Consider the following 13,214-nt stretch of genomic DNA (forward strand, 5'->3'; position numbering starts at 1 on the left):
CGGCCGTTCAGGCCGCCCGCCGCGCTCACTTATTCGCTGAGGGGGGCTGCGGCTATGGTGTCGCGAGCCTTGGATGCTCGGCGGTCGATCTCGGCAAGCGAGGCCGGAGCGGGGGGCAGGGTCTCGCCGCGACGCGCCAGCGCCGCCGTGAGCAGCCAGTCCGCGAGGGCAGGGTTGTTCGCGAGAACCGGGCCGTGCAGGTGGGTTCCCACCAGGTTTCCGACCCAGTACCCCTCAACCCGATCATCCGGTGCCACCCGCACGGTGCCCTCAGCGGTCGCACCCGACGCCGCGATGGCCGCTGCGCCCGCAGACGCACCGGGGCCTGTCGCAGCGACGTTGCCCCGTCCGTAGACGACGTGCCCGATCGGCGCCGCATCAAGGATGTCAACGTACGACCCACGGTTCTCGAACCCGACGAGCGTGCCGAGCACGGGCGACGAGACGACGAAGTCACCGACCACACGCTCCCCCGCCACCGTGGTCGTGACCGGGAACACCCCTGCTCCGGCGAGCACGGTGCCGTCAGCCAGCGTCACACTCTCCCCCAGCAGCTGGAACCCGGCGCCGACGGCCAGGAACGGCACATCGTGCGCGGCCAGCGCGCGGAGCGGCGGGGCGAGCACGCTCAACCACGGCTGGGTCTCCAGCTGCGCCGAGACCGGCCCGCTGCCGATGAACACCAGATCCACCGCAGCGGGCAGCGAATCGCCGTCTTCGTAGCGCTTGACGTTCACGCTGAGACCGCGGGCCTCGGCACGGTGAACGAGGATGTCGACGTTGCCGTTCTCCCCGTTCATCCCGAGTGTCCGCGGAAAGAGATGCAGGATGTTCAGCCGCTCGGTCGCGGGGCGCGACGTGTCAGAAGCATCGCTCATGCCTGGCCACCGCCTTCCAGTTCCTTGAAGCCGAGGATCTTGCGGATCCCCATCATCTGTTCGTAGTTCAGAATCATCGTCTTCCGGCCGCTCGCGGGGCGCGGCAGCGCGAGGAACTGCTTCACGGCCGCGCGCACATCGAGGTCGACCGTTCCGACCGGGATGCCGGCATACCCGAGTCGCACCGCGAACTGCCAGGCCTTCGATCCCGTGATCACGTCGACGTGCGAGAGGCTCGAGAGGTCGATGTCGTAGATCCACGACGGATCGGGCGTGCCCTCGTCGATCGCCATGAAGACCTGCTCGGGCTGGGTCTCGAGCGAGTCGAGGTTCAGCTGGAGGCTGGCCGGGTTCTTCATCATGATGATCTCGATGCTCTCCCCGTCGACCTCCAGGAGCTCGCCGCGACCGTAGACCGTCGTGAGCCCGCCGAGGGCAGACGTGACCTTCTCGGGGCGGAAGTCGGCACCGAGCACGGAGCGGGCCGTGGCGGCTGCGCCCGCGGCATCCAGAGCGTAGTGCAGGCCACGCGCCGGGAGCCGCACGTCGATCTGCTGCCCGTCGATGCTGAGGGTCGCGCTCGAGTCGCCGAGCGCCGTGACGGTCACGGCGGCCTCGCGCGTGCCGGCGGCCGCGTGGGCGTCGCCGAAACGATCGGCGGAGGCCACGCCGTGCGCCGCTCCGGTGATGAGCTCGGCAGAGGCACCGAAGAAGGCGACCTCCCTGCTACCCGGGATGCGCTTGTCCATGTCGACGAGATGGTTGTCGTCACGGTTCAGGATGAGCGAGGTGGTGGCCGTCATTGCGACCTGTTCGAGCATCCGCACGACCCGGTCGGGCTCGTGGTAACGGTTCAGCTGGTCGATCTGGATGTTCAGCAGCAGCACCGTACGGGGCTTCAGCAGCTTCGTGAGTTTGGGCCCGTACCCCTCGTCGACTTCGAGGATCGCGATGTCGGCGTCGAGCCGCCCGTTCAGGGCCACCTGCGAGAGCACCGACGAGGCGATGCCCTGCGGCAGGTTTCCACCGGAGGGATTCGTGAACACCTTCAGGCCGTGCTCCCGGAGGATCGCCGCCAGCATGTTCGTGGTGGTCGACTTGCCGTTCGAGCCCGACACCGCGACGACCCCGCGCGGGATCGCAGCGATCGTGTCTTCGAGGAAACGGGGCGCGATGCGGAGCGCAACCGTGCCCGGGATCGCAGATCCGCCGCCGCGCAGCCGCGCGGCAACCCGTACAGCGCGACCGACTGCGACGGCCGCGCTGGTGCGAACTCCCACCGGTTTACTCGAGGTAGTCGCGCAGGGACTGCGACCGCGACGGGTGACGGAGCTTGGCCATGGTCTTCGACTCGATCTGGCGGATGCGCTCACGCGTCACGCCGAACGTGTCACCGATCTGGTCGAGGGTCTTCGGCATGCCGTCCCCCAGGCCGAACCGCATGCGGATGACGCCCGCCTCGCGCTCGGAGAGCGAGTCGAGCAGCGACTCGAGCTGCTTCTGCAGCATCGTGAAGCCCACGGCATCGGCGGGGACGACGGCCTCGGTGTCCTCGATGAGGTCACCGAACTCGCTGTCGCCGTCTTCACCGAGAGGCGTGTGCAGTGAGATCGGCTCGCGGCCGTACTTCTGAACCTCGACGACCTTCTCGGGCGTCATGTCGAGCTCGCGGCTGAGCTCCTCGGGCGTGGGCTCGCGGCCCAGGTCCTGGAGCATCTGGCGCTGCACGCGGGCGAGCTTGTTGATGACCTCGACCATGTGCACCGGGATACGGATGGTGCGTGCCTGGTCGGCCATGGCGCGGGTGATGGCCTGGCGGATCCACCAGGTCGCATACGTCGAGAACTTGAAGCCCTTGGTGTAGTCGAACTTCTCGACGGCACGGATGAGGCCCAGGTTTCCCTCCTGGATGAGGTCGAGGAACTGCATTCCGCGGCCGGTGTAGCGCTTGGCGAGCGAGACAACGAGACGGAGGTTGGCGCCGAGCAGGTGGCTCTTCGCGCGCTGTCCGTCTTTCGCGACCCACTGCAGCTCGCGCTTGGCGGAGGGGCTCAGACCCTCGGAGTTCGCCAGCTTGTCTTCGGCGAACAGGCCCGCCTCGATGCGCATCGCGAGCTCGACCTCTTCGGCCGCGTTCAGCAGGGCGACCTTGCCGATCTGCTTCAGGTAGTCCTTGACGGGGTCTGCCGTCGCACCTGTGATGGCACTCGAGTACACCGGCACGTCGTCGTCGTCATCGACGAGCGACAGCACGAGCGCACCCGTGGGCAGGGCCTCGGTCGTTGCACTCTTGGGGCTGTCGTCGTCGGAGTCGTCGTCGCTCGTTGCAGCGGCATCACCGTCGACGGCGGCATCGCCCTCGGCGACGACCACAACGGCGTCGTCAGGAGCGTCGGTCTCGAGCTCGCCGGCGTCGACCGCGTCTTCGTCCTCGGTATCGGGATCGGACTTCGCCTTGCTGGCCGTCGCCTTGCCCTTGGCGGCTGTCTTCGTGGCTTTCGGAGCCGCCGTCTTGGCGGGGGTCTTGACTGCCGCCTTCGCGGCAGTGGAGGTCTTCGTGGCGGCGGCTTTTGCCGCGGGAGCCTTCGTGGTGGCCATACGGATCACCTTTCACACGGGAAGAGGTTGCGACGGGACGTAAGAGATCTGCGCCCCCGCGCCACTGTCACCCAGAGTTGTTTTCTGACATTACTAAGACCCATGTCAAGTGCTGGGACTTTGCGTGGCCGACATGCGGACCACCCCAATACAAGAACGGGTCTCTGGCTACAATTATTGCACGGATTGCGAACCTTGGCTGACAGGTGGCGCTTTTGTCAAGTCCGCTTTCGCGCCCAGGCTGCAGAGAGTGCAACCCAGAGCGGCCCCACCGATATTCCCTCGTCCTCCTCCAACTGCAGGCGGGCTCGCCGACGGGCTCTGAGGAGGAACAGCACTCCGCCCCCGATGATCACGTACTGCACCGCGAAGGCGATCCGGAAGGCGCTCACGTTGTAGAGATCCGCGCTGAAACCCGCATTGTGCAGTGCGTCCAGGATGACTCCGATGAGAAAGAGCATCACGAAGCTCGCCGTGAATCCGCCGACGTTCACCACGCCGTTCGCCGACCCGAGGGTGTGCGGCGGGTTGAAGGTGCGGGCGAAGTCGAACCCGATGAGGGATCCGGGACCGCCGGCCCCCATCGACACGACGAGCAACACCATCAGCCAGAGCGGCGGGGCGACGGGCCAGACGAGCACGGCCGTCCAGACGACTGCCAGCATCACCACGATCCCGATCACCAGGTTCGAACGCCGCGTCGGGAATCGTGCCGTGAGCACACCGAGGATCGGACCCGAAACCAGCCCGACCAGCACGATCACGACGAGGAGACCCGACGCCAGCCCGGGGCTGTAGCCGAGGGCCGACACCATGAAGGGGAAGCCCCAGAAGATCGTGAACACCGTGCCAGAGGACTGGGTCACGAAGTGCGACCAGAACCCGAGCTGCGTTCCGGGCCGGCGGAGGGTCGGGCCGAGCCGGGACAGCACGTCGCGAAGGGTTGGCTGGGTGCCGACCACGGCGTCAGCCGGACGGTCGGCGAGCACGATGACGCCCAGGATGAACGCCAGCACACCCACCGCGGCCGCAGAGGCGAAGGCGGTCGTCCAGCCGGCGGCGTGCAGCACGATCGCGAACGGCACGGCCGAGAGGATCTGGCCGATCGCCCCGAGATTGCCCATCCACTGGGAGAGTTGCGGCACGATCCGGCCGGAGAACCACGAGTTCACCAGCCTGATGACCGAGATGAAGACGGCCGAGTCGCCAGCGCCGACGAGGATCCGGCCGAGGATCGCCGTGCCGACGTCCGTCGAGAAGGCGAGGGTCAGCTGGCCGACCACCATCACGGCGGTTCCCACCACGATCAGTGCTTTCGGTCCGACCCGGTCGATCAGGATGCCGTTCGGGATCTGGAGCGCAGCGTAGACGATCAGCTGCACGACGGCCAGGCTCGACAGGATGGCGGCCGAGGTGTCGAAGCGTTCAGCGGCGGAGACCCCCGCCACCCCGAGCGTGGTCCGCTGGAGCACCGCCGACACATAGGCCAGGGCGGCGATCCCGAAGACGAACCACGACCGTTTTGAGTTCACCGGACAAGTTTACCGATGCTCCGACCGCCACCCCGAGCCCCACCCCGAGCTCGTACAGCGCGGCCCGAAGGGCCGACCATAAGTTCAGAGCCCGCCGAAACCCGGGCCCGAGTCGTCTCCGCGGCGCTTGATCGCCAGGAAGTTCTCGAGTTCCGCAGCGATCTCGTCGGCAGAGGGAAGCTCACCGTCTTCGTCGGTCAGCGGCGAACGCACACCGGCATTCTGCATGTAGCTGTCGTGTCGCTCCTCGAGCGTGCCGACCAGCTTCTCGAGTTCCGCATTCGCCTTCACCTGCTGGTCGATCTTCGTGAGGAACTCGCGCCCCTCTTCTCTCAGCCTGTCTGTCGGGAAGATGAGCCCGGTCGCCGCGCTGATGCTCTCGAGAGACGAGACCGCAGCGAGGGGGTACTCGGTGTCGGCGAGGTAGTGCGGGATGAGCAGCACGAAGCCCGCCACCGGGTGCCCCAGCTGCTGGAGCCGGTACTCGGCCAGGTGCAGCACGTTAGCCGGAACCTGGGTGTGCGGGCGCCACACTGACAGGGCATCGGTCAGCTCGACCCGGTTGCCGCTCACTGTGACGCCGATGGCGCGGGTGTGCGGCACGGGCATCGGGATCGCGTGCACCCAGGTGGTGGTCTTCGCCTGGAACCGGTCGACCAGGTGCACGATCGCTGCGGTGAACTGCTCCCAGCGGAAGTCGGGCTCGAATCCGCTCAGAAAGAGGAACTGCTGGCCCAGCTCGTCGCTGACGAGGTAGAGCCGCAGGGTCTGCGGCTGGTAGTCGCTCAGGTGGTCCTGGTCGAAGTCGACGATGGGCCGGCGAGCACGGTAGTCGAGCAGGATGTCGGGGTCGAACTCGGCGACCACGCGATTGTTCAGGGTGTCGAGCACGTAGTCGCCGAACTGACTGACTGCGGCGCCCGCGTCGGTGAAACCGGTCAGCGCTGCGACGAGCGGCAACCCCTCGGGAATCAGGTCGACCTCGTCTGCCAGCTCGAACAACTCAGTCGGATCCTTCATGTACTCACTCTAATCCGGTCACCGCCCGGCGCTCCCTGGGAACGGTCCGCCCGTGGCGAACGCAGGCGCCGTGGTGACACATCGGCGTAGATAGGGTTAAGCGCATGAGCCTCTCCGATATTTCCGTCACGTCACAGTCCGCCGCAGAGATCGCTGCGGATGCCCTTGTCCTCGCCGTCTCGAAGGTGGATGACCGCGTGGTCGTCCTGGGCGGTGAGAGCCTGCCGGGTGAAGCGCGATCCGCCCTCGAGGGGATGTTCGAGGGCCTCGGTTTCGGCGGCACGAAGGACGAGGTGCAGCGGGTCGGGCCCATTGCGGGCATCCAGTCTCACGTCGTGATCCTGGTGGGGCTCGGCGCTTCGGAAGCGACGCCGGATGCCCTGCGGTACGCCGCCGGGGCCGCGACCCGTCGCGTGCGGGGCTTCGAGACCGTTGCGCTCGGCCTTCCCGTCACCTCGGTCGCGGATGCCAGGGCGATCCTCGAAGGTGCGGCCATGGGCGCCTACGACTACACCGAGTACCGGTTCTCGACGATGGAGGGTCGCTCCCGGGCGGCCAGCAGCCTGGTGCTCACGACCGCGTTCGAGGACGCGGAATCCGCGGTGGTTCCTGCCCGTGAGACGGCCCGCGCCGTCGCCCTGGTACGGGACCTCGTGAACGCCGCCCCCCTCGACCTCTATCCCGAGACCTTCGCCGAGGAGGCCAGGCGGGCTGCCGGAGAACTTCCTGTCGACCTGAAGGTGTGGGACGTGCCCGCGCTCGAGGCCGAGGGCTTCGGCGGGATCGTCGGCGTGGGGCAGGGCTCTACGCGCGGCCCGCGACTCGTCAGGGTCTCGTACCAGCCGAGCGGTGCATCCCGGCACCTCGCGCTCGTCGGCAAGGGGATCACGTTCGACTCCGGCGGACTCTCACTCAAGCCCCCGGCGTCGATGATCGGCATGAAGGACGACATGACGGGAGCCGCGACCGTTCTCGCCGTCGCTCTTGCCGCTGCCGCTCTCGCCCTGCCCGTCCGCATCACTGCGTGGCTGTGCCTTGCCGAGAACATGCCCTCGGGTTCGGCGATCCGCCCCGGTGACGTGCTGAAGATCTACGGCGGCAAGACCGTCGAGGTGCTGAACACCGATGCAGAGGGGCGCCTCGTCCTGGCCGACGGCCTGGTCGCGGCCAGTGAGGAGCACCCCGACGCGATCATCGATGTGGCAACGCTCACCGGGGCGCAGGTCACGGCGCTCGGCAACCGGTATGTCGGAGTGATGGGTGAGAACGACCTCGTTGCGTCGGTGCTCGCGTCGGCAACATCCACCTCCGAGACGCTCTGGCACATGCCGATGCCCGCCGAGCTCCGGCCGCTGCTGAACTCGGACATCGCCGACCTGCAGAACATCAAGCCCGGCAACACGGCGGGTGGGATGCTGATCGCGGCGATCTTCCTGCGGGAGTTCGTCGGGCAGAAGGCCGATGGCAGCGGCCCGATCCCGTGGACGCACCTCGACATCGCAGGCCCCGCACTGAACGGCGGCGAGGGTTACGGTTTCACCGGAAAGGGGCCGACCGGCGTGACCGTCCGCACGCTGATCGACCTGGCCGAAAGGATGAGCACCGAGGGAGCGTAGTAGGCTCAGTTGGGCGAAAAAATAACTCGCCGTCAAGACACCTGCCGAGGCGCGGGTGCAGTCACCAAGCTCGATGCATAAGGGAGTCTCTCAAGTGTCGGAAACCAATTTTGACATCGTCGTCCTCGGCGGCGGAAGCGGTGGCTACGCTGCCGCCCTCCGCGCCGTGCAGCTCGGCTTCACCGTCGCGCTGGTCGAGAAGGACAAACTCGGCGGCACGTGCCTGCACCGCGGGTGCATCCCCACGAAGGCGCTGCTGCACTCCGCCGAGGTAGCGGATGTCTCGCGCGAATCCGCCAAGTACGGCGTGAACACGACGTTCAACGGCATCGACATCGCCGCGGTGACCGCCTATCGCGAAGGCATCGTCACGAGCAAGTTCAAGGGGCTCGAGGGCCTCATCAAGGCGCGGAAGATCACGGTCGTGCGCGGCGAGGGCAAGCTCGTCGCCCCCAAGACGGTGCAGGTCGGAGACGACATCTACACCGGCAAGAACATGATCCTCGCCACGGGGTCGTACTCACGCACGCTCCCGGGCCTCGAGATCGGTGGCCGCGTCATCACGAGCGAGACCGCGCTCGCGCTCGACTACATCCCCAAGAAGGTCGCGATCCTGGGTGGCGGTGTCATCGGGGTCGAGTTCGCCAGCGTGTGGAAGTCGTTCGGCGCCGAGGTCTCGATCATCGAGGCACTCCCCCACCTCGTTCCGAACGAGGAGGAGTCGGTCTCGAAGCAGTTCGAGCGGGCCTACCGCAAGCGCGGCATCGAGTTCTCGCTCGGCATCCGCTTCCAGAGCGTCACGCAGAACGACCAGGGCGTCGTCGTGACCCTCGAGAACGGCACCACCGTCGAGGCCGATCTGCTGCTGGTGGCCGTCGGCCGCGGCCCGTCGACGGCAGGGCTCGGCTTCGAGGAGGCGGGCATCACCATCGACCGTGGGTTCGTCATCACGAACGAGCGCCTGCAGACGAACCTCGAGGGTGTCTTCGCGGTCGGCGACATCGTTCCCGGCCTCCAGCTCGCGCACCGCGGATTCCAGCAGGGCATCTTCGTCGCGGAGGAGATCGCGGGCCTGAAGCCGCAGGTCGTCGACGACGTGAACATCCCGAAGGTCACCTACTCCGACCCCGAGGTCGCCTCCGTGGGCTACACCGAGGCGAAGGCCGCCGAGAAGTTCGGTGCCGACAAGGTCTCGTCGTACGACTACAACCTCGCCGGCAACGGCAAGAGCCACATCATCGGCACCTCCGGTTCGGTGAAGGTCGTGCGGGTGAACGACGGCCCGGTGGTCGGCATCCACATGATCGGCGCCCGCGTCGGCGAGCTCATCGGCGAGGGCCAGCTCATCGTCAACTGGGAGGCATACCCCGAAGACGTCGCGTCGCTCGTGCACGCGCACCCCACGCAGAACGAAGCACTCGGTGAAGCGCACCTCGCGCTCGCCGGCAAACCGCTTCACGCGATGTAGTACCCGTGCCCGCCGTCGCTCCTGCGGCGGCGGGCGCTGCTCGCGCCCAGTACCTCCGGGCCGTGCAGCAACACCCCGCGAGAGGGCCGCCCGCCTAAACTCGTACTGAGTCACTGTACGAACTGACACACTGAACACGCAGAACTGAAATCTTTTGCGAAGAGGAGACCAACCGATGAGCGAATCCGTCAACCTTCCGGCACTCGGCGAGAGTGTGACCGAGGGAACGGTCACCCGCTGGCTCAAGAACGTGGGCGACCACGTCGAAGTCGACGAGCCCCTACTCGAGGTGTCCACCGACAAGGTCGACACGGAGATCCCCTCTCCCATTTCAGGTGTCATCGAGCAGATCCTGGTGCAGGAGGACGAGACCGTCGAGGTCGGCACCCCGCTGGTCACGATCGGCGACGGATCGGGCGCGGCTGCCGCCGAGCCTGAGGCCCCCGCCGCCGAGCCTGCTGCTGAGCCTGCCCCGGAGGCCGCACCGGCACCGGCCGCAGAGGCTCCTGCCGCCGAGGTCCCGTCCGTGGACGCCCCGACCGAGGCCCAGGCACCGGCTCCGGCACCCGCTCCCGAACCGGCTCCCGCGGCCGCAGCGCCTGCACCCGCATCGCCTGCACCCGCATCGCCTGCACCCCCAGCGCCTGCATCCGCAGTGACAGCACCGGCGGCACCCGCCGTGGCAGCCCCGCCGGCACCCGCCGCTGCCGCTCCCGCAGCCGCCGCGTCACCTGCTCCGGCAGCTACACCGGCACCAGCAGCCACCCCGGGCGCCGACTCCGCCGGCAGCAACGCCGGTTATGTCACCCCGCTTGTCCGCAAGCTCGCCAACGACAACAGCATCGATCTCTCGACGGTCACCGGTTCCGGTGTCGGCGGTCGTATCCGCAAGGAAGACGTGCTGGCCGCTGTCGACGCGAAGGCATCGGCAGTGCCGGCCTCTGCGCCCGCCGCGGCGAAGGCGCCAGTCGCTCTCGAGACGTCTCCGCTCCGCGGATCGACCGTCAAGATGTCCCGTCTCCGCAAGGTGGTCGCCGAGCGCGCCGTCATCTCGATGCAGACCAGCGCCCAGCTCACCTCGGTCGTCGAGGTCGACGTCACGAAGGTCGCCGCCTTCCGCGACCGGGTCAAGGGCCAGTTCGCCGAGAAGACCGGCACGAAACTCTCGTTCCTGCCGTTCTTCGCCCTCGCCGCCGCTGAGGCGCTGAAGGCGTACCCGATCATCAACGCCACGATCGACGGCGACTCGATCGTGTACCCCGACCACGAGAACATCAGCATCGCCGTGGACACCGAACGCGGTCTGCTCACCCCCGTGGTGCGGAACGCCGGCGAGCTCGACCTCGCCGGTCTCGCCAAGGAGATCGCCGACCTCGCTGCCCGCACCCGCGACAACAAGCTGAAGCCCGACGAGCTCGGTGGCGGCACGTTCACGCTCACCAACACCGGTTCGCGTGGCGCACTCTTTGACACCCCGATCGTCTTCCTCCCCCAGGTGGCCATCCTCGGCACCGGTATCGTCGCGAAGAAGCCCGTCGTCATCTCGGTCGACGGAAGCGACGCCATCGCGATCCGTTCGACGGTCTTTCTCGCGCTCAGCTACGACCACCGCATCGTCGATGGCGCCGACGCTGCCCGGTTCCTCGTCGCGGTCAAGAACCGCCTCGAAGACGGCACCTTCGAAGCAGTGCTCGGAATCTAGGAGCAGTCCTCGGAACCTCAGGGAGGTCCGGGACCAGGCCTACGGCCAGTCACCGAACAACTCCCGAAGACGCCAACCGGCCTCGCCCTTCACCAGAAGGAGCGAGGCCGGTTCTCGTTGTGGGTCATCGTGCACCACCTCCACGAGCGCCGAGGCCCCGACGGTCTGCACCAACCGGAGCACGCCGGGCGGAACAATGCCGCCCACGCCTGGCGCCACGTTTCCGTCGACACCCGTCGGGACCGCGGCCCGCGCGTCGGCCACCGACGCCGCGTCCGCCTGCAGCACCGACGACAACGCCTGCTCGGCGCCCTGGAGACAAGGCTCGGATCTGGCCGCCAGGCAGCGGGCCCGGAGATCGAGAAGGGCGGTCGCCGCCGCAACGGGGTCCGCCGCCACCACGGCCGCCGATTCCGCCGCGGAGATCGAAGCCGCCACCTCCGGACCCCGCGCTTCTCCTGCTGCTCCCGCCGCCGGCGCCGCGGTGTCCTTCCCCGGCCTGACCACCGTCGAGGGTGCCGCAGATGCGGGTGCTGCAGAGATGGGTGCTGCCGAGATGGGTGCTGCCGAGATGGGTGCCGAAGACGACCCCGTTTCATGGCCTCCGGAACCGCCGCCCGGCAGCGTGACCAGCGCGCCGACGACGGCCAGTACGCACACCGTGGTCGCCACCACTAGCGTGCGCAGCCGGACTCGCCGGCCCCTCTCCCGCGCGCCCGCCCACGCCCCCACGGAGCCGCCTCGCTGACGCACCCAGGCAACCACCCCCGCCAGCCCGGACCGCATGCGCGCCCGAAGGCGATCCGCCTCCGCATCGTCGCGGGCCACCGCATCGACATCCGCCTGCACCCCGGCAAGCGCACCGGCCCTCTCCGAACCCCAGTCGTATGCCTCGTCGACGGGAATCCCGCCCTCCCCGACCACCGGCACCGTGACTGGCACTGGCACTGGCTGCGACAACAGCACCGCCGACGGCTCCGCCAGAGCGAACAACCATTCCTCGCACTCCCGCACGAACGGCTCCCGCCTCCCACGCTCCAGCCTGGCCAGCGCCTCAGCGAGGAACGGGAGCCCGCGCGAACCGGCACCTCCGGGACCGCCGGCACCACCAGCACCGCCGATGCCACCGGAACCACCAACACCACCCGCGCCGCCAGCGCCAGCGGCCGACGCATCGACAGGCACCACCTGACGCACGAGCTCGACGAACCGCCGGCAGTCGTCGACCATGGCCGCCCGGAAGGACGGCGCCAGAACATCACTGCGCCTGTGCTCCACACAGTCGTCCCAGCCGTCGAAGGTCGCCCGTCCCGTGTCGTCGAACAGCACCGTGTCGGTTGAGAACCGGCCGTGCGTACAGTCGAGTGAATGCAGGTCATCGAGGGTGTGGAGCAGCGGCACGAGCACGGTGACGGCCTCCCCCGCGGCAATCGGGCGATCGGCCAGCAGGGTGGAGAGAGTCATCCGGGGCGTGGAGAGCGTTCGGGGCGTGGAGAGTGTTCGGTGCATGGAAGACGAGCCTGCCGCCATACAGCGGCACCCGGGCATCCAGAACCCGGATCTGTGGACAGTTCGCCCACAGCGCCACAAGTGGACGAGCGGATGCGGCCTTCCGAGCATCCGTCGACGTTCCGACTCGGTACCATGGATGTATGGCACGAAGCAAAGACAAAGCCCCGAAGGCTCCCAAGAAGCCGAAGGAGGACGGCCGCCTCAAGCAGATGTGGCAGGTCTTCCAGATGACCCGCCGGTACGACAAGAACATCGTTCTGCTGCTGGCGTTGAGCATCCTCGTGCCCGTGGCCGTCGGCCTGGTTCTCGCCCTGTTGCTCAGCGACGGCAACGGCTTCGTGATCGCCATGTGGATCGTCGCCGGGGTTCTCGCCGGCGTGCTTATCGCCCTCATCGTGCTCGGTCGACGGGCAGAAGCGGCCGCCTACGGGCAGATCGCCGGCCAGCCGGGTGCTGTCGGCGCCGTGCTCCGCAGCTCGCTGAAGCGCAGCTGGCGGGGCAGCGAGATGCCCGTGGCCGTCAACGGCAAGACGCAGGATGCGGTCTACCGCGCCGTCGGCCGGGGAGGCGTCGTGCTCATCAGCGAGGGACCGAAGTCCCGCACAACACGGATGCTCGAAGAAGAGCGCCGCAAGGTGTTGCGCGTTCTGCCGAATGTTCCGGTCACTTTCCTCTACGTCGGGCCCGACGACGACGCGATTCCCCTGCACAAGGTGCCCGCGAAGCTCAACCGCATCAAACCGAACCTCACCAAGCCCGAGGTGCTGGCCGTCAGCAACAGGCTCACCTCCCTCGGCTCCGGCAACCTGCCGATCCCTAAAGGTGTCGACCCGATGAAGGCCCGCCCGCAGCGCGGTCGCTGAGCAGTCCTGACCGCTCCAGCCGGTC

General features: G+C 67.9%; 10 protein-coding genes. 4 read left to right on the top strand and 6 right to left on the bottom strand.

Annotated elements, in window-relative coordinates; translation table 11 throughout:
- Positions 1–29 precede the first annotated feature (29 nt).
- From B7R22_RS08925 to B7R22_RS08945, 5 genes are all read right to left on the bottom strand, one after another.
- Positions 30–878, bottom strand: a complete 849-nt coding sequence (locus tag B7R22_RS08925; RefSeq protein WP_116411396.1) for a type 1 glutamine amidotransferase — start codon at positions 876–878, stop codon at positions 30–32.
- Positions 875–2,158: a MurT ligase domain-containing protein gene (locus B7R22_RS08930; protein WP_116411397.1), complete on the bottom strand. Its 1,284-nt coding sequence runs from the start codon at positions 2,156–2,158 to the stop codon at positions 875–877. Before B7R22_RS08930 ends, B7R22_RS08925 begins: the two co-directional genes overlap by 4 nt.
- A 4-nt stretch (positions 2,159–2,162) precedes the next feature.
- Entirely contained in the window at positions 2,163–3,476 is a 1,314-nt protein-coding gene (locus B7R22_RS08935; RefSeq protein ID WP_116411398.1) for an RNA polymerase sigma factor, read from the bottom strand.
- Positions 3,477–3,694: 218 nt separating this feature from the next.
- Positions 3,695–5,008, bottom strand: a complete 1,314-nt coding sequence (locus B7R22_RS08940) for an MFS transporter (protein ID WP_116411399.1) — start codon at positions 5,006–5,008, stop codon at positions 3,695–3,697.
- A gap of 84 nt (positions 5,009–5,092) precedes the next feature.
- Positions 5,093–6,028 carry a proteasome assembly chaperone family protein gene (locus tag B7R22_RS08945; RefSeq protein ID WP_116411400.1) on the bottom strand — a complete coding sequence of 312 codons (936 nt, stop codon included), beginning with the start codon at positions 6,026–6,028 and terminating at the stop codon, positions 5,093–5,095.
- Between the two features lie 104 nt (positions 6,029–6,132).
- Here B7R22_RS08945 and B7R22_RS08950 point away from each other — a divergent pair, with 104 nt between their 5' ends.
- From B7R22_RS08950 to sucB, 3 genes are all read left to right on the top strand, one after another.
- A complete protein-coding gene (locus tag B7R22_RS08950) occupies positions 6,133–7,644 on the top strand; it encodes a leucyl aminopeptidase (protein WP_116411401.1) in 1,512 nt (503 codons plus the stop codon).
- Positions 7,645–7,717: 73 nt separating this feature from the next.
- Entirely contained in the window at positions 7,718–9,112 is a 1,395-nt protein-coding gene (lpdA, locus tag B7R22_RS08955; RefSeq protein WP_172582279.1) for a dihydrolipoyl dehydrogenase, read from the top strand.
- Between the two features lie 175 nt (positions 9,113–9,287).
- The gene (gene sucB, locus B7R22_RS08960) at positions 9,288–10,814 is read left to right on the top strand and encodes a 2-oxoglutarate dehydrogenase, E2 component, dihydrolipoamide succinyltransferase (RefSeq protein WP_116411403.1); all 1,527 of its coding nucleotides are present in this window, start codon (positions 9,288–9,290) and stop codon (positions 10,812–10,814) included.
- A 39-nt stretch (positions 10,815–10,853) separates the two neighbouring features.
- Here sucB and B7R22_RS19170 read toward each other — a convergent pair whose 3' ends face one another.
- Positions 10,854–12,278 (bottom strand): hypothetical protein, encoded by a 1,425-nt coding sequence (locus tag B7R22_RS19170; RefSeq protein ID WP_172582280.1) that lies wholly within the window; start codon positions 12,276–12,278, stop codon positions 10,854–10,856.
- A gap of 188 nt (positions 12,279–12,466) precedes the next feature.
- On the opposite strand from B7R22_RS19170, the gene B7R22_RS08975 reads away from it, so the two are divergent.
- A complete protein-coding gene (locus tag B7R22_RS08975) occupies positions 12,467–13,189 on the top strand; it encodes a DUF4191 domain-containing protein (RefSeq protein WP_116411405.1) in 723 nt (240 codons plus the stop codon).
- Positions 13,190–13,214 lie beyond the last annotated feature (25 nt).

It is taken from the genome of Subtercola boreus, from assembly GCF_003399635.1.
Classification (GTDB): domain Bacteria; phylum Actinomycetota; class Actinomycetes; order Actinomycetales; family Microbacteriaceae; genus Subtercola; species Subtercola boreus_B.